The organism is Ruegeria sp. BC8 (assembly GCF_056535705.1).
Genome location: NZ_JBQFIV010000001.1, coordinates 3,302,456 through 3,326,712, shown reverse-complemented (window position 1 = coordinate 3,326,712; position 24,257 = coordinate 3,302,456). Strand labels below are relative to the sequence as shown.

Genomic DNA, 24,257 nt, shown 5'->3' with positions numbered 1-24,257 from the left:
CTAAATGAGGTTCAATCTTCTGGGGTCACTGGCTTTAATTGCACCCACTGCCTTGTGGGCGAGCGACGATGTTCGCGGAGAAGCCACGACATTTGATAGTCCCAATGGTGTTACGGAACGCTGCATTCGGATCGAAAAAGTCCCAAGGGGCGCGTATCAAAAACGCGATCTTGAGGAAGAGACAGCCTATTGCGAGATTGATTTCTATGCCCCCGAAATTGCCATTTGCCCCAAAACCTGGAGCACCAGCCCAGGAATGGCCGTCTACGATATTTCGGAAGGACCCTACGTGGGGAACCGCTCTGAGTTCGAGAGAAACGCTTGCAAGGAGGGCAAGTCGGCAAAAGAACTGGCCAATGGCAGAGTGGCCAAATTCAAATCCACCATGAACCAGAAGGGTACAAGCGGAACATTTTCCACCTCGTCACTGCTCTACTATCATTTCTCAAGGTATTTCGACGCGACGGTGAAAGTTCCGGTGGCGGTCTGGCGCAGCATGGACGCTAAGGCGCATCTTACCGAGGTTGCAGAGCCCGGCCTTGCGATTTCCGGTGGATCTCATGGCGGGCGCATGAACCATGAAGGCTGGCGGGTCTTCGTGGCAGCGGATGCCGACCCGAACTCGTACCAACCGACGGATGATCTGTTCACCGCGGATCGAACGCAGATATACGGTGTCCTGCTTGATAGCCCCGGTCATCGCTACGGCTCGGAAATCAACGGCACCCGCAAGTCCGGTTGGGGCAAAGGCCAAAATCGCGATTTTCAGGAAACACCCGCTTTCCTGGCCTTGCGGTCGTCAAAACCCTTGCCCGAGGCCATTGCAGAGGGTGTCAGGGAAGGCCGAAAGGACCGGCAGATCAACAAGGACCTCGGGCCCGATGTCAGCGACCAACAGATGGCATTCTGGATGCAGGAGCTTACCGAGATTGTACTGCTCGACTTCATCTTCAGCCAGCAGGACCGTGTGGGGAATATTGATTTCACACCCTACTGGTATTGGGTCGAAGACGGAAAACTGAAAAACAGGAAAACGAAACACCATCAGCCGAATGATGGAGACGTTCCCGCCGATGCGATATTGATCCGTCGCAGCAATCTGAACGACAACGATGCCGGTGGGCGGGTCGAATATGCCAACTTCGCGAAATCCACTCAGATGCTGGAGAAAATGCGGCATTTCTCTCCAAACACATACCGGCGGCTGGTTGCGTTGAACAGTGACCTTCAAACGCAAGGCCCGGTTTACGGCTGGTTGTCACAAAGCTTTGGGTTGTCGGACCGTCAGATTGCGCAGGTCGTCAAAAACACCGCGCTGGCAACATCCATCCTCAAGAGCAATTGTGCCAAAGGCGATCTGGTGTTTGACTTGGACCCTGTCACATTCTTTTTGAACAAAAATACCGAGGCGGAGGGCCTGGACTGCAATGATCCGTAAGCGTTCGATCACTGTCGCGGCGTTCGTTTGGACGGTCGTGCTCGCCTGCAAAGCGGCCGCTTTGGATGTGATCGTCATATCGGATCTGAACGGCAGCTATGGCTCGGTCAGATACGATGCGCGCATCGAAAAGGCGATCAAGCGGATAATCGAGATTGATCCCGATCTGGTGATTTCGACGGGCGACATGGTCGCCGGGCAACGCATCCCAAACCTTTCAGACAAGCAGGTCAGAGAGATGTGGAAGGCGTTTCACATGGCGGTATCCGACCCGCTGGAGGCTGCCGGAATTCCATTTGCGGTCACGCCGGGAAACCATGATGCGTCGGCCTATCGCGGGTTCGAGCGCGAGAGAAAAATATACGCCGAGGAATGGGGCCCGAGAAAACCAAACGTCAACTTCCTGATGTCGGATGACTATCCGTTCTTCTACGCGTTTGAAATGCAGGGGATAACCTTTGCGTCTTTGGATGCCACGACCCTTGGGCCACTATCCGGCGATCAGCCGGACCAACTTGTGCAACTTGGGGCAGGTGGAGACCCGATTGTCACGTTCAGCCACCTCCCGCTGTGGCCGTTTGCGATCCAGCGCGAACGCGAAATCATCGGTGACCCGACGCTTGAAAGAATCTATCTGCAAAGCGGCGTCGTTCTGCACCTGTCTGGACACCATCATGCTTTTTACCCTGGCTGGAAAGACGGCGTGGCCTATGTTTCGCAAGCTTGCTTGGGCGGTGGCCCGCGGCGGCTAATCGGTGATCGCGCCAGATCACCTCACAGTTTCACGCATGTCACCTTCCAGCCGAACGGAGAGTTTGGGATAGCAGTATATCGAGGGCCGGATTTCGAAAGGTCTGTCGACTTCAAGTCGCTCCCGACAGAGATCAGATCCCCGAATGCGGTGTTGAAACGTTTAGACCTTGTGAAATGACTAGAAGCTGAGTTTCAACTCGACTTTTTCGGGGACCAAATCGTTTATCATCTCTTCGATGCGGGCCTCGGAAAGTCCACCCGAGGTAATGAAAAGCAATGAAATTCGGGATTTGCCGGGTACATGGTGTTTTCTGATCAGCTTCCAGCCGGCGTCTGCGGCCATGGCTTCAATGGAGCTGCTGACGTTCAATGAGTGCTCTTCATCCGAAGCTTTGAGCGATATTTCAACGCCCTTGTTTCGCCCTCCGAGCCAAATGAAACACCAACAGACAACCGCCACCAGTGTGGCCATCAGCGGCAGGCCCAATCCGACCGCAAGCCCAAGAACGGTTACGACGATCAATTCGACAGTGTCTATCGGATCATCCAAATTGGAGCGAAATCTGAGCAATGCGCCGATGCCGAAGATAACGAACCCGATCATTGACCCGTGCTGGACGACCAGGAATCCCACCGCCATGCCGATCAGCGCATAGAGGAAGAAGAGCCTGGGCATGACGATGTCGCCGACACTTCTACGGGCTTTACGCCGCACCGGATGAAAGACGATCAAGCCGGCCAGAATGATCGTGACCAGCACATCAAGAGAAAAGAAATACAGTTCCTGTTTGCCGCGAAACTGGATCCATCTGCGTTCGATCAGAATTTCCGATTCCGATGCCCCGGCAAGCATCGTTGCCGGGTCGATTTGCGACATTGCCGTAGCGGGCAACAGCAGCATCAACAACACAGTCACAAACGGGAAAATCGTATTCAATTCATCGTCCTTCCTGCTTGTGCCCAGACAGTACACGTCATCACGCGCAAATCGCGCCCCTTACAAGTCAATCCCAACAAGGAGGATCAGGTAAAGAGTTCAAAGCGCATTCTTCCGACATCGCAGACAAGTTGTGATACGAATGCGATAAAGAAGTGTGTTCCACACACGAGAAAACCGAAGGGCAGAAAGCACGTGTATCCGTCAAAACCTGAAGTTTCACGGCGCTTGTGCAAATTTGGAAGATCCGCTCTTGCAGCCAGCTTACTAGCGGCAGCGTTTTTGCCTTGGACCGGAGCTGCCTTTGCAAAAAGTGCTGATCTGATTTTGGTCGACAGATTCAAGGTGGCGGACAAATCAGGGGGGTTTTCAGAACCTTCCGGTTTGTCGCTGTCCAACGCTGAAGGCTTCCTGTGGTCTGTAAGCGACGCTGAGCCCAAACTGCACCTCCTTGGAATCGACGGTGTATTGGGAAACTCCTTCCAGTTGCCGTCTTTGGCCGGATCAGATTTGGAGGGCGTCGCATCGCGAAGAGATGGGTCGGTTTTGCTCCTTCAGGAAACCGATCGATCAATATTGGTCGTTCAACCAACCGACCCTATCCAACTGACAAGGGTTCCACTTGCCTCCCTCAAGGGGTACCCGGCCGCTGTCGAACTGCTTGTCGGCAACCCACTGAACAAGGGGCCTGAGGGCATCACCGTCGATCCGGACACTGGGCGAGTATTCGTCGTCATTGAAGGACAACCGCGTCTGTTGCTGGTCGTGTCACCAGACCTGACTGAAATTCAGGAAGTCATCCCTTTGGATCGTGGATCTGGTTTTCTCTCGGATCGCGTGAATGACGATGAACTGGATGTAAGCGGTTTGGCTTGGTCCGTGTCAGGCGTGCTGTGGATTCTCAGCGACAAGGGACGCCAGATCTTTTTGTACGATCCAGAGACGAGAAAAGCAGATACGATCGAACTGACGTATATGAAAAATGGAGACCGAAAGGTCGTAAAGCACCCCGAAGGGATCGCCTTGGATGAGGCCAAAGGGCTTCTCTACATCCTCACGGACGATGCCGAGAAATCGCGCCTGTATGTTTTCAATATCCCTGAGTTTTGATCGCTACTGCACGGAACTCACCCCGTACGGATGACTTAGCCAAGAAAGCCCGCATTGGGTCCAACTTCCTTGATCCGCGCCACTCAGAACCGCTCCCAGGCCGCGTTTTTTGGCCGTAGGAGGGTCCTGAAAAAAAGCTGCCGTCAGTTGGGCCGGTTCAGCCGTCTTGAGAAGCGACTAGAAATCCAGGTTTTCCACGCTCAGCGCGTTTTTCTGGATGAATTCACGGCGCGGCTCGACCACGTCGCCCATCAGCTTGGTGAACAAGTCATCGGCCTCGACCATGTCATCGACACGCACCTGCAGCAATGTCCGCGCATCCGGATCCAGCGTAGTTTCCCACAGCTGATCGGGGTTCATCTCACCCAGGCCCTTGTAGCGCTGGAGCGACAGGCCTTTTTCGCCCTCTTCCAAAATGGCGCGCAGCAGATCCAGCGGGCCGTGGATGACCTGCGACCGGTCGCGGCGGACCAATGTGGCCGGCAGGTTGTAGACGTCCTGCAGGCTCTGGGTAAAGCTGCCTGTCTTGCGTGCCTCGCCAGAACGCAGCATCGGACCGTCCAGCGTGCGGACTTCCTCGACGCCGCGCAGGATGCGCGCCAGTCTGATACCGTGATCCTGAGTGATCCGGCCCTGCCAGCCGCGCTCGTATTCCAGCGCAATCAGGTCCAGCCGCGCCGCGACCTTGTCGGCCACGCCCTGCAGGTCGGCATCCACCGCCCCGGGCACAAACGCCCCGGCAACGGCGGCCTGTTCAAGGATGTGCCGCGGGTAATGCGTCGGGAAGGCATCCAACACGCGCTTGAGCTGACGCGCCTCGTCCACCACACGGGTCAGATCCTGACCCACGATCTCTTCACCCGAGCCCAACTTGAGCACGGCGCCCTCGACACCCTGGTTGATCAGATAGTCGTCAAGCGCCGCCTGATCCTTCAGGTAAACCTCGGACTTTCCTCGTGAAACCTTGTACAGCGGCGGCTGCGCGATGTAGAGATATCCACCCTCGATCAACTCGGGCATCTGGCGGTAGAAGAACGTCAGCAACAGGGTCCGGATATGTGCACCGTCCACGTCAGCATCGGTCATGATGACGATCTTGTGGTAGCGCAGCTTCGAGATGTCGAACTCGTCCCGGCCGATACCGGTGCCAAGCGCCATCACAAGGTTGCCGATTTCCTGGCTGGACAGCATTCGGTCGAACCGCGCACGTTCGACGTTCAGAATCTTGCCGCGCAAAGGTAGAACCGCCTGCGTCAGACGATCGCGACCGGTCTGCGCCGATCCGCCGGCCGAGTCCCCCTCGACCAGGAAAACTTCGCTTTTGGCCGGGTCCTTCTCAGAGCAATCCTTGAGCTTGCCGGCCAGATAGTTGACGTCCATCGCCGTCTTGCGTCGGGTCAGTTCGCGGGCTTTCCTCGCCGCTTCGCGCGCCAAGGCGGCCTCGATGATCTTGCCGACGATGGTTTTGGCCACGTTGGGGTTCTCCTCGAACCACTCGGCCAGTTTCTCGTTCATCAACCCTTCGACAGCCGGTCGCACTTCCGAGCTGACAAGCTTGTCCTTGGTCTGGCTGGAAAACTTCGGGTCAGGTACTTTGACGGACAGCACGCAGGTCAGGCCTTCGCGCGCATCATCGCCGGTGAAGCTGACCTTTTCCTTTTTCGCGATCCCGCTGGACTGTGCGTAGTTGTTGATCGTGCGGGTCAGCGCTCCACGGAAGCCAGCGACATGCGTGCCGCCATCCCGCTGGGGGATGTTGTTGGTAAATGGCAGGACGGTTTCGTGATAGCTGTCGTTCCACCACATCGCGATCTCGACCCCGATATCGTCGCGCTCGCCCTTGATATAGATGGGCTCGGGCATGGCCGGAGTTTTCGACCGGTCGAGGTATTTCACGAATTCCTTGACGCCGCCCTCGTAGAACAGTTCGGTCTCAAGCCGCTCGGCCGGCCGCTCGTCAATCAGGATGATCCGAACGCCCGAGTTCAGGAAGGCCAGTTCGCGCAACCGCTTCTCCAGCGTCTCGAACGAATACTCTAGGTTCGAAAACGTATTGGTCGAAGCCAGAAACCGCACCTCGGTCCCGGTCCGGTCGCCGCATTCGCCGACCACTTTCAGATGCTCCGAGGTTTCGCCGCCCTCAAACCGGGCGAAATGCTCTTTGCCGTTGCGCCAGATGCGCAGCTCCAGCCAATCGGACAGAGCGTTCACCACCGAAACGCCCACGCCGTGCAGACCGCCCGACACCTTGTACGAGTTCGAGTCGAATTTCCCGCCGGCGTGCAGCTGGGTCATGATGACCTCGGCCGCCGAGACGCCTTCTTCGGGGTGGATGTCCACCGGAATCCCGCGACCATTGTCGCTGACCGAGACGCTGGAATCGGCGTGAATCTTGACGGTCACATGGTCGGCGTGACCGGCCAGAGCCTCGTCAATGCCGTTGTCCACGACCTCGTACACCATGTGGTGCAGACCGGACCCGTCGTCGGTGTCACCGATATACATACCGGGGCGTTTGCGGACAGCCTCCAACCCCTTGAGAACCTTGATGGAATCTGCGCCGTATTCCTGATTTGCCTGTGCGTCTTCGGACATGCCGTCAGTACCTATATTATTTTGGTAAGTTATACGTTCTCTGGTGGGGAATGTCACGTCATCCCCCCAGATTTTGTGCCGGTTCTTTCAGCCGCGAGCCGAGCTGATCGGCCGACCTCAGACGGTCACAATCTATCCAGATCGGCGGCGATATCAGCAGCGATTTGGCGGGCATCGACATCGCCGCGCTCGGCCGACAGGCGCAGGCCCAAAAGGTCGGACTGATAGCGCGTCGCCAGCCGCTCGGGATCATGGTCGAGACCGATCTGCCCCTGCGCCTGCGCCTGCCGGAACAGATCGGCGAAACAGGCCTTCATCCGCGACAGATGGGTCGCGGCCAGTTGCGCCAGATCATGGTCCTTTGCGCTCAACTCGGCATAGGTCTTGGCCAGCATGCAGGCCTTTGCAGGCGCGTTCGCGGCCTCGACCACCAAACGCGGCTGGGTCTTGAGCGCACCCAGCGGCCCAAGCTCCTCGGCCAAGGCTTCAAGCCGGGCAACACCTTCATCCGCATAGCGTTCCAGCGTCAGGGCATACAAGGCGTCCTTTGACCCGAAGGCGGCGTAAAAGCTGCCTGGCTTCAACTTCAGCGCACGCTCGAGATCCTTCAGGGACGTGCCCGCCCAGCCCTGGCGCCAGAACAGGTCTCGGGCCTGTGCGATCAGCGCGTCACGGTCATAGGCAGGTTTGCGGGGCATGTGATCTCCAATTCTTGAACGATTACTCAAATATATACTTGAGTGATCGCTCAATAAAGCCTATTTCGGACTCAGCCGCCAGAAAAGGAGACCCGAAATGGCCGATTTTCCCTCGCATGACCTCAACACCGCCCCTGAAGGTTCAAAACCCCTGCTCGAGAAATCGCAGGCCGCGTTTGGCCGCCTGCCGGGCCTGCACAAGGTCATGGCCGAAAGCCCACAGCACCTTGAGGCCTATCAGGTTCTGCACCACCTGTTCCTGCAGACCGATTTCGACAATGACGAGAAAACGGTCGTCTGGCAGACCATCAACGTGGAAAACGAATGCCACTATTGCGTTCCGGCCCATACCGGCATCGCCAAGATGATGAAGGTGTCCGACGAGATCACCGAAGCGCTGCGCAATGAAACCCCGCTGCCCTCGCCCAAGCTCGAAGCACTGCGTACGTTCACGGTGCAGGTGATGAACCAGCGCGGCAACGTCACCGACGCGCAGTTGCAGGCGTTTTTTGATGCGGGCTATTCGCACCGCGCCGTTCTGGACGTGATCCTGGGCCTGGCGCAGAAAACCATGTCGAACTACGTCAACCACATGGCCCAGACGCCGGTGGACGAGGTGATGCGTCCCTTCCTGTGGGAACGCAAGGTTGGCGAGCCGGCCTGATCCGCTCAGGCGGGGGTGACGGTCGAGCCGTCACCCGCGTCATTGACCACGAAAGACTGCGCCCGGTCGCCCAGTTCGGCGAACAACTCGGGGCCTGTTCCGGTCATCCAGGCCTGCGCCCCCAGCGCGCAGATTTCATCATACAGCGCCGCCCGGCGGTCCGCGTCCAGATGGGCCGCCACCTCGTCCAGCAACAGGATCGGCGGCGCTCCGACCTGCGCGGCCAGCGCCCGCGCGTTGGACAGAATCAACGACACCAGCAGCGCCTTCTGCTCTCCGGTCGAACACTCACTGGCCGCAACGCCTTTGGCGGCAAAAACCCCATAGAGATCCGACCGGTGCGGCCCGACCAATGTGCGCCCCGCCGCCAGGTCGCGGAACCGGCTTTCGGCCAGCGCCTCCAACAGATCCTGCGCGCTTTCGGGCATGTCCCCTTCGGACTGGACGAGTTCCAGTTCCGCCGAGGGAAAGGCGGTCTCGGCCTTTTCCTGTGCCCCACGCAATTGCGCCAGAGCATTCAGGCGTGCGGAGTGGATCCGGTGCCCGGTTTCAGCCATCTGGGCCTCGAGCGCGGCGTACCAATGCGCGTCGCGCACCTGCTCTTTCAGCAGGCGGTTCCGTTCGCGCATGGCCTTTTCATAGGTCAAGGCGGCCTCGGCATGACTTGGGTCGAAACTCAGCGTCACCCGGTCCAGAAAGCGCCGCCGGCCTTCGGCGCCTTCGATCCAAAGCCGGTCCATCGCAGGCATCAGCCAGACGACCCGCGCCAGCTTGCCCAGATCGATCTGGCTGGCTGCCTTTCCGTCGATCCGAACCTGCCGCGCTGCGCCCCCCTCGGACCAGGTTTCGATCTCGGACCGGCGGCCCTGAACGTCCAAAAGACCGCTCAGCTTCCAGCCCAGCGCCTCGGGCCGGCGCGTCACCTCGGCGGCGCTGGCCCGGCGCATGCCGCGGCCGGGTGAAAACAGGGATACCGCCTCGAGTATATTGGTCTTGCCGGCCCCGTTCGGCCCGTACAAGGCCACCGGCCGCCCGTCCAGCGCCATGCGCGCCAGCTTGTGCGACCGAAAATGCGAGACCGTCAATTCGGTCAGGGCCAAAGCCATGACCCCTCCCTTCATCCTTGTACAAACACGCGCGCCGGACGCATCCCGCGCCCGCGCGATCAGACGCGCATCGGCATCACGACATAGACCGCACTCTGATCATTGCCTTCGCGCATCAGGGTCGGGTCGCCCGCCGAGTTGAACAGGAACACCGCGTTCTCGCGGTCCACCTGGCTTGCGATTTCCAGCAGGTACTTGGCGTTGAAGCCGATTTCCAGCCGTTCGTCGCCATAGGCCACGGCCAGCTCCTCCTCGGCGGCGCCGCTGTCGGGCGCATTCACCGACAGGACCAGCTTGTCGCCGTCCAGCTGCAGCTTTACCGCACGGGACCGCTCGGACGACACGGTTGCCACCCGGTCGACGGCCTGGGCGAACTCGGCCGCGTCGACTTCCATCTTGCGGGTGTTGTTCTGCGGAATCACGCGGGTGTAGTCGGGGAAAGTCCCATCGATCACCTTCGAGGTCAGCGTGATGTCGGGTGTGGCAAAGCGCACCTTGGTTTCGCTGACCGACACCGCGATGTCCATGTCGTCATCTTCCAGCAGCTTGCGCAACTCGCCCACCGTTTTGCGCGGCACGATCACGCCGGGCATATCGGCGGCCCCGTCGGGGCAATCCGCGTCGATCCGCGCCAGACGATGCCCGTCCGTGGCCACGCAGCGCAACACCTTGCCGCCCTCAGGGCCATCCGTCACGTGCATGTAGACGCCGTTCAGGTAATACCGGGTCTCTTCCGTCGAGATGGCGAATTTCGACTTGTCGAAAAGCCGCCGCAGCAGAGCCGCCGAAGCGGTGAAGTTCGACTGGTACTCCGAGGACGCCATCACCGGGAAATCCTCTTTCGGCAGGGTCGCCAGCGAGAAGTTCGACCGCCCCGCCTCGACCGTCAGCCGGCCAGCCGCGCTGTCGGCGGTCAGCGTGACAAGCGCGCCATCGGGCAGCTTGCGCACGATCTCGTGCAGAGTCGTTGCCGCAACCGTGGTTGCGCCCGCCTTTTCGACCTGCGCGGGGGCCTTGTCGACCACCTCGATATCCAGATCGGTCGCGCGGAACAGAACCTGATCGCCCTCGGCCTCGATCAGCACGTTGGCCAGGATTGGAATCGTGTTGCGGCGTTCCACAACGGATTGGGCCTGCGAAACGGCCTTGAGCAGCGTGCCGCGTTCGATGCTGATCTTCATACCCTCAATTCCTCTGATTTGAGTGCTTACATGGGCGGGACTGGCAAGTTAGCGGTTCAGCCCTGAGGCACAAGGATTTTTTACCGATTTCTGGGTCGGAACGCGCAAACCGTCAAGGTCCCGAGCGGCCCTGCGCCCCAGTTCCGTGGAAATCGTGGAAAAATGCGCACAGAAAAGCCGCCCCCGCGCAGAGCCGGGACGGCTTTTCGAATTGCAGGGGCTCAGGCTTCGAGCGCCCGACGCAGCATTTCCACATCTTCGGCGATCTGACCGTCGGTCAGCTTCAGCTCTTCGATGCGTTTGACGCCGTGCATGACGGTGGTGTGGTCACGCCCGCCAAAGCGGCGGCCGATCTCGGGCAGCGACCGGCTGGTCAGCTGCTTGCACAGATACATCGCCACCTGACGCGGGCGGGCATAGGACCGCAGACGTTTCGGCCCGATGATGTCGGACAGGCGGATGTTGTAGTAGTCGGAAACCTTGCGCTGGATCTCTTCGACGGTGATCTTGCGTTCCGAGGCGCGCAGCACGTCGGCCAGACAGTCCTGCGTCAGTTCCATGTCGATCTCACGGCCGACCAGCGAGGCAAAGGCGAACAGCCGGGTCAGCGCCCCTTCCAGAACGCGTACGTTGGTCGAGATGCGATGGGCCAGGAATTCCAGCACGCCATCGGCAATCTTCAAGTCGGGATAAGTCTTCGCGTATTGCTGCACCTTGTTCTGCAGAATGCCCAGGCGCAGCTCGTAATCGGTCGGGTGCAGGTCTACCACCAGTCCGCATTGCAGACGCGACTTGACCCGTTCCTCCAGATCCTTGATTTCACCCGGCGCGCGGTCGGCCGAGATGATGATCTGCTTGTTTTGATCCACCAGCGCGTTGAAGGTGTGAAAGAACTCCTCCTGCGTCGAATCCTTGCCGGCGATGAACTGCACGTCATCGACCATCAGCACGTCGACCGAGCGGAACAGGTGTTTGAAATCCATCATCCGGCGCTCGCGCAGGGCCTGCACGAAGCGGTACATGAACTGTTCAGCCGACAGGTACAGCACGTTGAGCTCGGGGCGTTTGGTCTTCAGCTCCCAGGCGATGGCATGCATCAGGTGCGTTTTACCGAGGCCAACACCACCGTACAGAACCAGCGGGTTGAATGTGACGGGGCCGCCTTCGGAAACACGGCGCGCGGCGGCATGGGCCAGTTCGTTGGGCTTGCCGACGACGAAGGTGTCGAAGGTAAAACGTGCATCCAATGGCGCGGCCTGCAGCGACTCGAGCGCCTCATTGGTTCCGTTGCTTTCCGGTGCCAGCTCGATATTGACCGGCTCGGGCTGGTCTTCGACCGGCTGGACCGCGGCGGCGGGACGCGCCGGTGAGTTGGCGGCCACCCGGAAAGCCAGGCGCTGAACCGACTCTCCGGCCGTGTTCAGCTCGTACAGAATGAGGTCTGCAAAATTTTGACTGACGTAGTTCCCCATGAAGTTGGTCGGAACCGAAAAAACGGCCACGCCTCCCTTCAATTCCTGAAATTCCAGTGGTTCAATCCAGGTCGTAAAATTGTTCCGGCCCACGGCCTTCAGCAATTTGTTACGCAGTTGTCCCCATTTTTCTTGTGTCATCCAGCGCCTCACGCATCCCAATATTTTTGACCTAATCGGCCTTATGATTGTGACCGGTATCCCGGTTCTTATGCGTTCACTCGCGCGCAGATATTCGGTCGCCGAAACCCCAGGAATCGGCGGGAATATCAGTGGTCACGACGCTTGCCTGTTTGACGACGACCAAAAAGTACAGCCGCCCAAACCGCGGTTTGCGCCACGCAGTTCCAGTTTTCGACAGGGCCAAGATCATCGGAGTAGCCGAGATCCGCAGCAGATCGTCAAACCGGTTGGCACCGGTTGCCGACATTCGCCCCTGGATCATTCTGATGCCCGTCAGTCCGATCGCAGGAACAGCCTGTCCCCCCAAGCGAGTGAATCGCTGGAACTGTCGTAGCAAGAGGCAGTGGGGCCGGGCAACGAAACTCTGATATTGACTCGGGTCTTTGGGCGAAAGAATCTCTCGGGCTCGTGAAGGCGCGGCATTCTGGCAACAACGCAAAAGGCGCCGCACGGGGCGACGCCTTCGAAACCGGAATGAACCAGCAAATGTTGACGCTAGGTCAACCCAGCGCTTTGACGCGCGCCGACAGGCGCGACATCTTGCGGGCTGCGGTGTTCTTGTGGAACACGCCTTTGGTGACGCCGCGCATCAGCTCGGGCTGGGCCGCGCGCAGAGCGGCGGTTGCCGCGTCCTTGTCGCCGGATGCGATAGCTTCTTCGACCTTGCGCAGGAAGGTGCGGATGCGCGAACGACGTGCTTTGTTGATTGCATAACGCTTCTCGTTCTGACGAGCGCGCTTCTTTGCCTGGGGCGAGTTTGCCATGTGTCTCTGACCTTTGTTCGGTACGTTTGTCTAGGGTTGCACGTCACGGAATTACCCGCACCGGATCAGAAATCACGAGTGTGAATCGGGCCAAGCGGGCCGCACGCGCATGTATGGTGGCGGTCAATAGCCAAGTTTTCGGACTTTGCCAAGCCGATTCTTGGCCTTGTTGCCCGCCATGAAAAACGGCGGGCAACGCCCGCCTGATCCTGCAGTCTTGTCGGCGCTGCTTATTTGTCGCGGAACTGGGCCGCGCGCTTTTCAAGGAAGGCGGCCATGCCTTCCTTCTGGTCTTCGGTCGCGAACATCGAATGGAACACGCGCCGCTCGAACAGCATGCCCTCGCTCAGCGGCACCTCGTAGCTGCGGTTGACCGCCTCTTTCGCGGCCATCGCGGTCAGCAGCGATTTCTCGGCAATCTTCTGGGCCGCGCCGGTCGCCTCTTCGATCAGCTTCTTGGCCGGCACCACACGCGACACAAGGCCCGCGCGCTCGGCCTCTTCGGCATCCATGAACCGGCCGGTCAGGTTCATGTCCATCGCCTTGGACTTGCCCACGAACCGCGTCAGGCGCTGGCTGCCGCCCATCCCGGCGATGACGCCCAGATTGATTTCCGGCTGGCCGAACTTGGCGGTGTCTGCGGCGATGATGAAATCGCACATCATGGCCAGTTCGCACCCGCCGCCCAGCGCATAGCCCGCGACCGCCGCGATGATCGGCTTGCGGATCGCGGTGATCCGGTCGTTGGCGTCGGCGAACAGGTTGGTGGTGTAGACATCGACAAAGCTCATCTCGGACATCTCCTTGATGTCCGCGCCCGCGGCGAATGCCTTTTCCGATCCGGTGATGACGATGCAGCGCACCTTGTCATTGGTGTCCGCGTCCTCGAGCGCCTCGCACAGCTCACCCAGAAGCTGAGTGTTCAGCGCGTTCAACGCATCGGGTCTGTTGAGCTTGATTAGGGCGACGTGGTCTTCGATTTCGACGATGATCGTCTCAAAAGCCATGAGGTCTGAGCTTTCGGTTGTTCCGTTCAGGTCCAATTCCTTACCACGCGGAAAACTCGGATCAAGCTATCTTTGGCATTGCGCGCAATAGAAGGTTGAGCGTCCCGACTGGGTGATTCTGCGGATCTCGGCCCCGCAGCCCTCGGTCCGGCAGGGCTGGCCCTCGCGCCCGTAGACGTCGAAACTGTGCTGAAAATATCCAAGCTCTCCATCGGCTTGCCGGAAATCACGCAGCGAGGATCCGCCGGCCTCGATGGCCTCGGCCAGCACCGTCCGGATCACCGGAACTAGGGCTCCGATCCGCCCGGCCGAGATCTGACCCGCCTTGCGACGTGGCGACACTCTGGCGCGGTAGAGCGCCTCGCAGACATAGATGTTGCCCAGCCCGGCAACGATTCTCTGGTCCAGCAGCGCCGCCTTGACCGGTGTGGCCCGGCCGCGGAAGGCCTCGATCAGATAGGTCTCGTTGAAATCGTTGCCCAGCGGCTCCGGCCCCAGAACGGCCAGCAGCTTGTGCTGCTCGGCGGTTGCCGTGGGCATCAGGTCCATCGCCCCGAACCGGCGCGGGTCATTGAAGGTGATGCGCGCGCCGTTGGCCATGTGAAACACCACGTGGTCATGTTTCTGTGGCATCGGGTGATGATGCACGAACTGGCCCAGCGGATCGCCCGACACGGTCATGCGGCCCGACATGCCCAGGTGAATCAACAGGGTTTCGCCGCCGCTCAGATCGGCCAGGATGTATTTCGACCGCCGCCGCAGACGCTCGACCCGCTGGCCGGTCAGCCGTTCGGCCAACCGCTCGGGGAAGGGCCAGCGCAGATCGGGGCGGTTCACGTCCGCCCTTTCGATCACCACGCCTTCCATCGCCGGGGCAAGGCCGCGTCTTACTGTCTCGACCTCGGGCAATTCGGGCATTAGACGGCTCCTATTCCAAAGGGCCGCATTGTGCCCCGGTTTCCAGGCCCTATAACAGAGACGAAATTCGACGAACGGCAAGGCTTATGTCCGACAACAGCGACAAGACCACTCATTTCGGTTTCGAAACCGTCCCGGAGGCCGAAAAGGCCGGGCGCGTGCAGGGCGTATTCAACTCGGTCGCGTCGAAATACGACGTGATGAACGACGTGATGTCGATGGGCATCCACCGGGTCTGGAAGGACGCGATGATGGACTGGCTGGCGCCACGCCCCGGCCAGCGCCTGCTGGACGTGGCGGGCGGTACGGGCGACATCTCGTTCCGCTTCCTCAAGCGGGCGGGCCACGGCCATGCCACCGTTCTGGATCTGACTGAGCCGATGCTGATCGAGGGTCGCAAACGCGCCGAGGCCGCGCAGATGGCCGACAGCCTAGACTGGGTGGTGGGCGACGCGATGGCGCTGCCGTTCGAGGACAACACCTTTGACGTTTACACCATTTCCTTCGGCATCCGGAACGTGACCCGCCCGCAAGAGGCCCTGAACGAGGCCTACCGCGTGCTCAAACCCGGCGGACGACTGATGGTGCTGGAGTTCAGCCAGTTGCCCAATGACGGGCTGCAAAAGCTCTATGACCTCTACAGCTTCAACGTGATCCCGCGCATGGGCAAGCTGATCGCAAACGACTATGACAGCTATCAATACCTGGTCGAATCGATCCGCAAGTTCCCCGATCAGGAAACCTTTCTGGGCATGGTGCGCGGCGCCGGATTCGAAAACGCAAAATACCGCAACCTCAGCATGGGCATCGCGGCCCTGCATTCCGGCTGGAAGATCTGACGCATGCGCGGCCCCCACAACATCATCCGCCTGATCCGCACAGGCGCCACGCTGGAGCGCACCGGCGCCATGAACGTGGTGCTGGACGCGTTCGAGGCCCCGCGCGCGTTGCGGATCGTGGCCCACACTCTGGGCAAACCGTTCCAATGGCTGGGCTACAAGGGCGACCCATCCATGCCGCCGGCGACCCGGGCGCTGACCGCCCTGGGCCCGGCCTACATCAAGTTCGGTCAGGTCCTGTCCACGCGCCCCGATGTCGTCGGCGAAGAGCTGGCCGAACAGCTCCGCGTCCTGCAGGACAAGCTGCCCCCCTTTCCACGCGACGTGGCCATGGCCGAGGTGGAAAAGGAGCTGGGCCAACCTCTGGATCAGATGTTCTCGGAGTTCAGCGAACCGATCGCGGCCGCCTCGATCGCGCAGGTCCACAAGGCGAAATTGGCCAGCACCGGCGAGGATGTGGCCGTCAAGGTCCTGCGCCCCGGCATCGAACGCGCGTTCCGCAAGGATGTGGATGCGTTCTATTTCGCCGCCCGGATCGTCCAGCTTTTCGCCCCCGGTGCGCGCCGACTGCGCCCGATGGAAGTGATCGAGCATTTCGACGGCGTCGTCCGCGGCGAACTGGATCTCAGGCTCGAAAGCTCGGCGGCCTCAGAATTTGCCGCCAACACGCAGAATGACGAAGGCTTCTGGCTACCGCCCGTGGTCTGGTCCCTGTCCGCGCGCCGGGTCATGACGCTCAGCTGGGCCGACGGCATCCCCTTGGGCGACAACGCCGCGCTGGACGCCGCCAATCACGACCGCCGCGATCTGGCCGAGCGCGTGCTGCGCCTGTTCCTGCTGCACGCCCTGCGCGACGGCTTCTTCCACGCCGACATGCACCAGGGCAACCTCAAGGTCGCCGCGAACGGGGACATCATCGCCTATGACTTCGGCATAATGGGCCATATCGACGAATACACCCGCCGCGTCTATGCCGAGATCCTGTTCGGCTTCATCCGCCGCGACTACAAGCGCGTGGCCGAGGTGCATTTCGAGGCCGGCTACGTCCCGGCCGACCAGGACGTCGATGAATTCGCCCGCGCCCTGCGCGCGGTGGGCGAGCCGATCTTCGGCATGGATGCCACCCATATCTCGATGGGCCGCCTGCTGAACTACCTGTTCGAGGTGACCGAACGCTTCGGCATGGAAACCCGCACCGAACTGATCCTGTTGCAACGCACCATGGTGGTGGTCGAAGGCGTCGCCCGCTCGCTCGACCCGCATATCAACATCTGGGAGGTCGCCCGCCCCGTGGTCGAGGACTATATCAAGCAGTCCATCGGCCCCCGCGCCGCCCTGCGTGATTTTGGAAAAACAGCGCTGGTTCTTGCACGGTTCGGTCCCCGCCTACCTGATCTGGTCGAAAATGCCCTGATCGCCCAGACCCGCAAGGATGATCCCTCCGGATCAGATTTCTGGCCCAAGGCCATTCCCGCCGCAATCGGAGCGGCAGCCGGGGCAGTGGCCGTCCTGATCCTTTCGGGCCTGGGCTGACAGGCGCCGTCGCTTCATCTGGCCAAAAATATCCTCGGGGGGAATCGCGCCCCGGCGCGATAGGGGGCAGACAGCCCCCCGGCCCAGCCTCGGATCAGAGCCGTTCGATGGCGATGGCAATCCCCTGCCCGCCACCGATGCACATGGTGATCAACCCTTTCGACCCACCGATGCGCTCCAACTCGTACAAAGTCTTCAGCGTGATGATCGCCCCGGTGGCCCCCACCGGATGACCCAGGGCGATGGCCCCGCCATTTGGGTTCACCTTCGCTGGATCGAGCCCCAGTTCCTTGTTCACTGCCAGCGCCTGGGCGGCAAAGGCCTCGTTGCTTTCGATCACGTCGAAATCGCCCGCCGACAGGCCGGTCCGCTCCAAAAGGTTGCGCACGGCCGGAACCGGGCCGATCCCCATCACTTCGGGGCGAACGCCGGCATGGGCATAGCCTAGGATGCGCGCCTTGGGCGTCAGGCCGGCTTTCTCGGCGGCATCGGCCGTGGCCAGAACCATCGCCGCCGCGCCGTCATTGATGCCCGAGGCGTTGCCCGCGGTCACACGCCCGTCCTTCTGGAACACCGGGCGCAACCCAGCCAGGGCCTCGGCCGTGGTGGCCTTGGGATGCTCGTCGACCTTGAAATCGACCATGTCGCGCTTGACCTTGACCTGCACCGGCGCGATCTGGCTGTCGAAATAGCCCGCCTCGATCGCAGCCGCCGCGCGCTGCTGGCTGGCCAGCGCAAACGCGTCCATCTCCTCGCGCGTGATCTGGTGTTCATCGGCAACGTTCTCGGCGGTGACGCCCATATGCCCGGTGCCAAAGGGGCAGTTCAGCGCGCCCAGCATCATGTCCAGCGACTTGATGTCGCCCATCTTGGCGCCCCAACGCGCCTGCGGAACGATGTAAGGGCTGCGCGACATGCTCTCGGCGCCGCCGGCCACGGCAAATTCGGCATCCCCCAGCATCAGCGATTGAACTGCCGATACGATGGCCTGCGCGCCCGACCCGCACAGCCGGTTCACGTTCATCGCCGGGGTGCCGTTCGGAATGCCCGCCTGCATCGCCGCGACGCGGGACAGGTACATGTCGCGCGGCTCGGTGTTGATGACATGTCCGAACACCACATGCCCGATCCGGTCGCCTTCGACGCCGGATTTCTCAAGCGCGGCCTTGGTCACGACGGTGGCCAGATCAATCGGCGGGGTCGCGGCCAGCGACCCTCCGAACGTACCGATTGCGGTGCGGGCACCGTCCAGAATCACGATGTCGGTCATGTCTCTCTCCTCTTGGATTTGCGCGCAGTATGCACCCGCAGCATGGGCCTGTCGCGCGGGACGTTCCGTCATCGGCGGAATTGACAATTCACGCCTGGACGCGCAAGAAATTCCGCCATGACGGAAAACTCAGACGATATCCTGACACGCCTGCCCGCCCGCCTGAAAGAGGCCCGGCGCGCCAAGGGACTGTCACTGGAAGCGGTGGCCAATCTCAGCGGCGTGTCCCGGTCGATGGTCAGCCAGATCGAACGCGGCGAAAGCAGCCCCACGATCTCGACCCTGTGGAACCTGACCCGTGCGCTGCAGGTCGATTTCGCCGGTCTGCTGGAAGAGTCCGAGACCACCGACCAGATCGAAGTACTGCGCAGCGCCGAGGTGCCCAGCATCGACAATATGGGCCAATCCTGCCGGATCCGCATCCTCTCGCCACCCGAGGAGGCCGGCGGGCACGAGGTCTATGATATCCGGTTCGACGCAAAAGGAGCGCTGAACAGCCAGCCCCATGCCCGCGGTGCGCGCGAACAGCTGACCGTGCTGGAAGGGACCGTCCGCGTCACCTCGGGCGCCGCGACGATGGAACTGCGCCAGGGCGACACGGCCCGGTATGCGGCCGATGTGGCCCACGCCATCGCGGCGCCGGACGGACCCGCCCGCGTGTTCCTGATCGTCAAGAACGCCTGATCCGCACATATCGGCCAATTTCCGCCTTCACGGATTTTTTTCCGCCATACTGAAAATCTCCTATTTGGGAAGCGCGTCCGTTATGTTAGATACGCGACTCAGAAGAAGGAGATCGCCATGGCTGATGCATTCCTGTCCCACGTTTCGGACACCCTCTCGCAGATCAAGGCGGAAGGCCTGTACAAGACGGAACGAATGATCACCTCGCCCCAAAGCGGCGAGATCACGGTGGGCGGACGTCAGGTCATCAACCTGTGTGCCAACAATTACCTGGGTCTGGCCGACCATCCGGCGCTGATCGAGGCCGCGAAGAACGCGATGGAGCCCAAGGGGTTCGGCATGGCCTCGGTCCGGTTCATCTGCGGCACGCAGGACATCCACCGCGAGTTGGAGCAGCGGTTGGCCAAGTTTCTGGGCAAGGACGATTCGATCCTGTTCGCGGCCTGTTTCGACGCCAATGGCGGGTTGTTCGAACCCCTGCTGGGACCCGAGGATGCCATCATCTCGGACAGTCTGAACCATGCCTCGATCATCGACGGGGTGCGGCTGTGCAAGGCCAAACGCTATCGCTACATGAACAATGACATGAACGACCTCGAGGCCTGGCTGAAACAGGCGCGCGAGGACGGGGCGCGGCACATCATGATCGCCACCGACGGAGTGTTCTCGATGGATGGCTACCTGGCCAACCTGCCCAGGATCCGCGAACTGGCCGACAAATACGACGCGGTGGTGATGGTCGATGACTGCCACGCCACCGGCTTCATGGGGCCGCGCGGCGCGGGCACGCCGGATCATTTCGGCGTGGACGTGGACATTCTGACCGGGACATTGGGCAAGGCACTTGGGGGGGCAATCGGCGGTTACATCGCCGGGCCGCAGCCAGTGATCGACCTGCTGCGGCAGCGGGCGCGGCCCTATCTGTTCTCGAATTCGCTGCCGCCTTCCATCGTCGCCGCCGGGCTCGAGGCGATCCGCCTGGTCGAAGAGGGCGACATGCTGCGCAAGCAACTGTTCGGCAACGCGAAATACTGGCGCGCCGGGCTGGAGAGGCTGGGGTTCGACCTGCTGCCGGGTGAACATCCGATCATCCCCGTGATGCTGGGCGAGGCGCAGCTGGCGCAGGACATGGCCGCCCGCCTGTTCGACGAAGGCGTCTATGTCTCGGGCTTCTTCTTCCCGGTGGTCCCGCGTGGCCAGGCCCGCATCCGCACCCAGATGAACGCGGCGCTGACCCGCGACGAGTTGGACCGCGCTCTGGCCGCCTTCGGCAAGGTCGGAAAGGCGTTGGGGGTCATCTGATGGTTCTGAACTCGGTCATCGACGCGATCGGCGATACGCCCCTGATCGAGCTGTCCCGGGTTTGCCAAATTCTGGATCTGGACGGCCGTATTCTAGCAAAGCTGGACTATCTGCTGCCGGGCTTTTCGAAAAAGGATCGGGCCGCCCGGTCCATCATCGAACAGGCCCGCGCCGACGGCAGCCTGATCCCGGGGCAGACGGTGGTCGAGCTGACCTCAGGCAACATGGGCACCGGCCTGGCGATTGTCTGCGGCATTCTGGGGCACCCGTTCGTGGCGGTCATGAGCGCAGGGAACTCGGTCGAACGCGCCCGCATGATGCGCGCCTTGGGCGCCGAGGTGGTGATCGTCCCTCAGGCCGAAGGCGGCAAACCGGGCGAAGTCTCGGGCGCCGACCTGGCGCTGGTGGATGACGCCGCCCGCCGCATCACCGCCGAGCGCAACGCATTCCGCGCCGATCAGTTCGGCCACGCGGGCAACCCCAAGGCCCATGCCGCCGGGACGGGTCCGGAAATCTGGGCCCAATCAGCAGGTGCCGTGACAGCCTTTTGTGATTTTGCCGGCTCTGGCGGCACACTTGCCGGGGTCTCTGACTACCTGTCACCCCTTGGGGTGCGGTGCTATGCGGTCGAGCCCGACGGCGCTCGTGCCTTGGCCGGTGAACCCGTCCGTGCGCCCGATCATCCGATCCAGGGCGGTGGTTATGCGATGTCGGTTCTGACGCATCTGAACGGAGCGAAATTGGCCGGTCATCTGTCCGTCACCGGCGCATCAGCGCGCAACGCCGCCCGCCTGTTGGCCCGCACCGAAGGCATCTTTGCGGGCTTTTCCGCCGGGGCGAACCTGGCTGCCGCCATCGACCTGCTGCGTGGCCCCGAACGCGGTGGCTGCATCGCCATCGTGATGTGTGACAGCGGCTTGAAATACCTGTCGACCGATTTGTGGGAGTGATCCGGATGCGACCCAACACGATGAAAGCGCTGGAGAAGTCCAGGCCCGAAGAAGGGCTGTGGATGGTACAGGCCCCGGTCCCCGAGATCGGCCCCGACGAGGTTTTGATCCGCGTGAAAAAGACCGGGATCTGCGGCACCGACATCCATATATGGAACTGGGATGAATGGGCGTCGCACACGGTGCCCGTTCCCATGATCACCGGCCACGAATTCGCCGGCGAGATCGTCGAGCTGGGACGCAACGTGACCGGGTTGAAGATCGGCCAGCGCTGCTCGGGCGAGGGTCACCTGATCGGCACCGACAGCCGCCAAAGCCGCGCGGGCAAGTTCCACCTGGACCCGGGCACCCGCGGGATCGGGGTGAACGAACAGGGCGCTTTTGCCCAATATCTCAAGCTGCCGGCCTTCAACGTGGTGCCCCTGCCCGACGACATCCCCGACGAAATCGGCGCGATTCTCGACCCGCTGGGCAATGCCGTGCACACCGCGCTGAGCTTCGACCTGCTGGGCGAGGACGTGTTGATCACCGGCGCCGGCCCGATCGGGATCATGGCCGCCGCGGTGGCCCGCCACGCCGGCGCCCGGCATGTGGTGATCACCGACATCAACCCCGACCGGCTGGCGCTGGCGCAGCATGTCGTGCCTTCGGTCCGGGCGGTGAACGTGGCTGAGGAAGAGCTGCAATCGGTGATTTCCGACCTGGGCATGAGCCAGGGTTTCGACGTGGGGCTGGAAATGTCGGGCTCGCAGGCGGCGCTGGACCAGATGGTCGAGGCGCTGGTGATGGGCGGCAAGATCGCCCTGCTGGGCATTCCGCCCGGAAAATCACCCGTCGACTGGAGCCGCATCGTGTTCAAGGCGATCACCATCAAGGGCGTCTACGGCCGCGAGATGTTCGAGACCTGGTACAAGATGATCGCGATGCTGCAGAACGGGCTGGATGTCAGCCGGGTCATCACCCATCGCTTTGCCGCCGATGACTTTGCGCAGGGCTTTGCCGCCATGAAGTCGGGAAAATCGGGCAAGGTGGTGCTGGACTGGACCTGACCCTCTGGATAGTTGCAAACGCACCTTCTAGACAGGTGCGCACACATGCCGGGGAGGAAATTAAATGGCCGACAAAGCCAAGGGCGACCGCCCGCTGGAACGGGGAATCGAAGACACGCTGGTAACCGATTTCGCGGACACGCACCGCAAAAGCTATGGCGATTTCCTGCAACTCAAGACCCTGCTGAAGCTGCAGAAAACCTTTCAGGACCCGGCCCAACCCGATGAGATGCTCTTCATCATCATCCACCAGGTCAGCGAGCTTTGGCTGAAACTGATGCACCATCAGCTGGTCGAGGTGCGCCGGTTCCTGCAGCAGGATGAGTTCGGCCCCGCGATGAAGAACCTGGACCGGATCAAGGCGATCCAGCGCCAGCTGATCGCGGCATGGGAGACCCTGCTGACCATGACCCCGGCCGATTATATGACCTTCCGAAAGGCGCTGGGCAATTCATCCGGCTTCCAGAGTTACGGCTATCGCCAGATCGAATTCATCCTGGGCAACAAGGACACCGCCACGCTGAAGGTGCATGAGCACGACCCCGAAGTGATGGAGATGCTGACCGGCGCCCTGGTCAAACCGTCGCTGTATGACGAGGTGTTGCACATGCTGGCGCGGCAGGGGTTTGACGTGCCGCAGGACTTGCTGGACCGGGACTATTCAAAGACCTATTCCGGCGATCCGCGCATCGTGAAGATCTGGGCCGAGATCTACCGGAACACGGGCCGATACTGGGACCTGTATGCGCTGGCCGAAAAGCTGATGGATGTGGAATCGCTGTTCCAGCGGTGGCGGTTCGACCATGCGACTGCCGTCGAACGTGTGATCGGCATGCAGCCCGGCACCGGCGGCTCCAGCGGCGTGGCCTTCCTGCGCAAGGCGCTGGAGTTGCGATTCTTCCATGACCTTTATGACGTGCGCACCGACCTGATGTACGGCGGACAGGGCTGAGCCATGCTGTATCGCGGATTTACCCAAGCCGAGCTGGAGCGCGAATACGCGCCCAGTTCGATGATCGGCGGCGACCTTGCGCCCTATCTGGCGGCCTATTCAGTGCTCAGCGCGCAGGCGCGGGCGCAACTGACGGTGCAAGAGACCCTCGGCTATGGCGACACTCCCGCGCAGGTGCTGGATTTCTTTCCCGCCCGCGCGCCCGGCGCACCGCTGCATGTGTTTATCCACGGCGGCTATTGGCAGGCGCTCAGCCAGCGCGACTCGGCGATGATGGCGCCCGCGCTGGTCCAAGGCGGGCAGGCCTTTGCGACGGTGAACTACACGCTCGCCCCGGACGCGCGGCTGGGCCAGATGGTCGATGAATGCCGGACCGCGCTGATGTGGCTGGCCACCCGGGCCAAGTCGCTGGGGTACGATGCCTCGCATGTCACCCTGTCCGGGCACAGCGCCGGCGCGCATCTGGCGGCGATGGTCATGGCGACCTCGGCCGACCAATTCGCCCGGATCGGCCTGCGGGTGCGCGAAGTCATCCTGATCAGCGGCGTCTACGATCTGGAACCGATCAGTCTGACCCCGGTCAACGATCCCCTGCAACTGACCCCGGTCGAGCTGCACGACCTGTCCCCCATCCTGAACCTGCCCGCGCCCGGGCCGCGCTACCGGGTCACGGTGGGCGAGCGGGACACGGCCGAGTTCATCCGCCAGAGCCGCGACTATGCCGAAGCGTTGCGCAAGGCCGGGCATGCGGTCAACTTTGACCTGCAGCCGGGCACGCACCATTTCGACATCATCCTCAATGACGGGACGTTTCTGAACGACCACCCCTGAAAGCGAAAACGGCGGCCCTGG

Annotated in this window: 23 protein-coding genes; 12 read left to right on the top strand and 11 right to left on the bottom strand. The window is 61.4% G+C overall.

Annotated features, from left to right (window positions below):
- Positions 1-4: 4 nt before the first annotated feature.
- The gene (locus ACR3EK_RS16740; protein ID WP_480633960.1) at positions 5-1,438 is read left to right on the top strand and encodes a hypothetical protein; all 1,434 of its coding nucleotides are present in this window, start codon (positions 5-7) and stop codon (positions 1,436-1,438) included.
- Positions 1,428-2,369, top strand: coding sequence for a metallophosphoesterase family protein (locus tag ACR3EK_RS16735; RefSeq protein WP_480633959.1), 942 nt, complete (start codon positions 1,428-1,430; stop codon positions 2,367-2,369). Before ACR3EK_RS16740 ends, ACR3EK_RS16735 begins: the two co-directional genes overlap by 11 nt.
- Here ACR3EK_RS16735 and ACR3EK_RS16730 read toward each other — a convergent pair whose 3' ends face one another.
- Complete coding sequence (locus ACR3EK_RS16730; protein WP_480633958.1) at positions 2,370-3,128, bottom strand: DUF4956 domain-containing protein; 759 nt, start codon at positions 3,126-3,128, stop codon at positions 2,370-2,372. It lies immediately after the preceding gene.
- 195 nt (positions 3,129-3,323) lie between these two features.
- Between ACR3EK_RS16730 and ACR3EK_RS16725 the strand changes: the two genes are divergently transcribed.
- Positions 3,324-4,238: an SdiA-regulated domain-containing protein gene (locus tag ACR3EK_RS16725; RefSeq protein WP_480633957.1), complete on the top strand. Its 915-nt coding sequence runs from the start codon at positions 3,324-3,326 to the stop codon at positions 4,236-4,238.
- Between the two features lie 177 nt (positions 4,239-4,415).
- Here the strand turns inward: ACR3EK_RS16725 and gyrB are convergent, their stop codons facing one another.
- Positions 4,416-6,833: a DNA topoisomerase (ATP-hydrolyzing) subunit B gene (gene gyrB, locus ACR3EK_RS16720; protein WP_170343110.1), complete on the bottom strand. Its 2,418-nt coding sequence runs from the start codon at positions 6,831-6,833 to the stop codon at positions 4,416-4,418.
- A gap of 125 nt (positions 6,834-6,958) precedes the next feature.
- A complete protein-coding gene (locus ACR3EK_RS16715; RefSeq protein ID WP_170420956.1) occupies positions 6,959-7,531 on the bottom strand; it encodes a TetR/AcrR family transcriptional regulator in 573 nt (190 codons plus the stop codon).
- A 97-nt stretch (positions 7,532-7,628) separates the two neighbouring features.
- Between ACR3EK_RS16715 and ACR3EK_RS16710 the strand changes: the two genes are divergently transcribed.
- Positions 7,629-8,195 (top strand): carboxymuconolactone decarboxylase family protein, encoded by a 567-nt coding sequence (locus ACR3EK_RS16710; protein WP_170343112.1) that lies wholly within the window; start codon positions 7,629-7,631, stop codon positions 8,193-8,195.
- A 5-nt stretch (positions 8,196-8,200) separates the two neighbouring features.
- On the opposite strand, the gene recF is transcribed toward ACR3EK_RS16710, so the two are convergent.
- The 7 genes from recF to mutM all read right to left on the bottom strand — a co-directional run bounded on the left by recF (position 8,201) and on the right by mutM (position 14,826).
- Positions 8,201-9,301, bottom strand: a complete 1,101-nt coding sequence (recF, locus tag ACR3EK_RS16705; protein WP_480633956.1) for a DNA replication/repair protein RecF — start codon at positions 9,299-9,301, stop codon at positions 8,201-8,203.
- Positions 9,302-9,360: 59 nt separating this feature from the next.
- Positions 9,361-10,482, bottom strand: coding sequence for a DNA polymerase III subunit beta (gene dnaN, locus ACR3EK_RS16700; protein ID WP_170342392.1), 1,122 nt, complete (start codon positions 10,480-10,482; stop codon positions 9,361-9,363).
- A 221-nt stretch (positions 10,483-10,703) separates the two neighbouring features.
- Entirely contained in the window at positions 10,704-12,095 is a 1,392-nt protein-coding gene (dnaA, locus tag ACR3EK_RS16695) for a chromosomal replication initiator protein DnaA (protein WP_170342394.1), read from the bottom strand.
- 76 nt (positions 12,096-12,171) lie between these two features.
- Complete coding sequence (locus ACR3EK_RS16690; RefSeq protein ID WP_170343116.1) at positions 12,172-12,399, bottom strand: hypothetical protein; 228 nt, start codon at positions 12,397-12,399, stop codon at positions 12,172-12,174.
- A gap of 238 nt (positions 12,400-12,637) precedes the next feature.
- Positions 12,638-12,901, bottom strand: coding sequence for a 30S ribosomal protein S20 (gene rpsT, locus ACR3EK_RS16685; RefSeq protein WP_093963612.1), 264 nt, complete (start codon positions 12,899-12,901; stop codon positions 12,638-12,640).
- A gap of 230 nt (positions 12,902-13,131) precedes the next feature.
- Positions 13,132-13,908: an enoyl-CoA hydratase gene (locus ACR3EK_RS16680; protein ID WP_480633955.1), complete on the bottom strand. Its 777-nt coding sequence runs from the start codon at positions 13,906-13,908 to the stop codon at positions 13,132-13,134.
- A gap of 66 nt (positions 13,909-13,974) precedes the next feature.
- On the bottom strand, positions 13,975-14,826 hold the full coding sequence (gene mutM / locus ACR3EK_RS16675) for a bifunctional DNA-formamidopyrimidine glycosylase/DNA-(apurinic or apyrimidinic site) lyase (RefSeq protein WP_170526195.1): 852 nt from the start codon (positions 14,824-14,826) through the stop codon (positions 13,975-13,977).
- Between the two features lie 86 nt (positions 14,827-14,912).
- Between mutM and ubiE the strand changes: the two genes are divergently transcribed.
- A complete protein-coding gene (gene ubiE, locus ACR3EK_RS16670) occupies positions 14,913-15,665 on the top strand; it encodes a bifunctional demethylmenaquinone methyltransferase/2-methoxy-6-polyprenyl-1,4-benzoquinol methylase UbiE (protein WP_480633954.1) in 753 nt (250 codons plus the stop codon).
- Positions 15,666-15,668: 3 nt separating this feature from the next.
- Entirely contained in the window at positions 15,669-17,198 is a 1,530-nt protein-coding gene (gene ubiB / locus ACR3EK_RS16665) for a 2-polyprenylphenol 6-hydroxylase (RefSeq protein WP_480633953.1), read from the top strand.
- A 94-nt stretch (positions 17,199-17,292) separates the two neighbouring features.
- On the opposite strand, the gene ACR3EK_RS16660 is transcribed toward ubiB, so the two are convergent.
- The gene (locus ACR3EK_RS16660) at positions 17,293-18,468 is read right to left on the bottom strand and encodes an acetyl-CoA C-acyltransferase family protein (protein ID WP_170373225.1); all 1,176 of its coding nucleotides are present in this window, start codon (positions 18,466-18,468) and stop codon (positions 17,293-17,295) included.
- 117 nt (positions 18,469-18,585) lie between these two features.
- Here ACR3EK_RS16660 and ACR3EK_RS16655 point away from each other — a divergent pair, with 117 nt between their 5' ends.
- From ACR3EK_RS16655 to ACR3EK_RS16630, 6 genes are all read left to right on the top strand, one after another.
- Positions 18,586-19,152: a helix-turn-helix domain-containing protein gene (locus tag ACR3EK_RS16655; RefSeq protein WP_170406960.1), complete on the top strand. Its 567-nt coding sequence runs from the start codon at positions 18,586-18,588 to the stop codon at positions 19,150-19,152.
- Between the two features lie 117 nt (positions 19,153-19,269).
- A complete protein-coding gene (locus ACR3EK_RS16650; protein ID WP_480633952.1) occupies positions 19,270-20,454 on the top strand; it encodes a glycine C-acetyltransferase in 1,185 nt (394 codons plus the stop codon).
- The gene (locus ACR3EK_RS16645) at positions 20,454-21,404 is read left to right on the top strand and encodes a PLP-dependent cysteine synthase family protein (protein WP_480633951.1); all 951 of its coding nucleotides are present in this window, start codon (positions 20,454-20,456) and stop codon (positions 21,402-21,404) included. Before ACR3EK_RS16650 ends, ACR3EK_RS16645 begins: the two co-directional genes overlap by 1 nt.
- 20 nt (positions 21,405-21,424) lie before the next feature.
- Positions 21,425-22,453, top strand: a complete 1,029-nt coding sequence (tdh, locus tag ACR3EK_RS16640) for an L-threonine 3-dehydrogenase (protein WP_480634046.1) — start codon at positions 21,425-21,427, stop codon at positions 22,451-22,453.
- A 64-nt stretch (positions 22,454-22,517) separates the two neighbouring features.
- A complete protein-coding gene (locus tag ACR3EK_RS16635; RefSeq protein ID WP_480633950.1) occupies positions 22,518-23,405 on the top strand; it encodes a tryptophan 2,3-dioxygenase in 888 nt (295 codons plus the stop codon).
- Positions 23,406-23,408: 3 nt separating this feature from the next.
- Entirely contained in the window at positions 23,409-24,236 is an 828-nt protein-coding gene (locus tag ACR3EK_RS16630) for an alpha/beta hydrolase (RefSeq protein ID WP_480633949.1), read from the top strand.
- Positions 24,237-24,257: the final 21 nt, after the last annotated feature.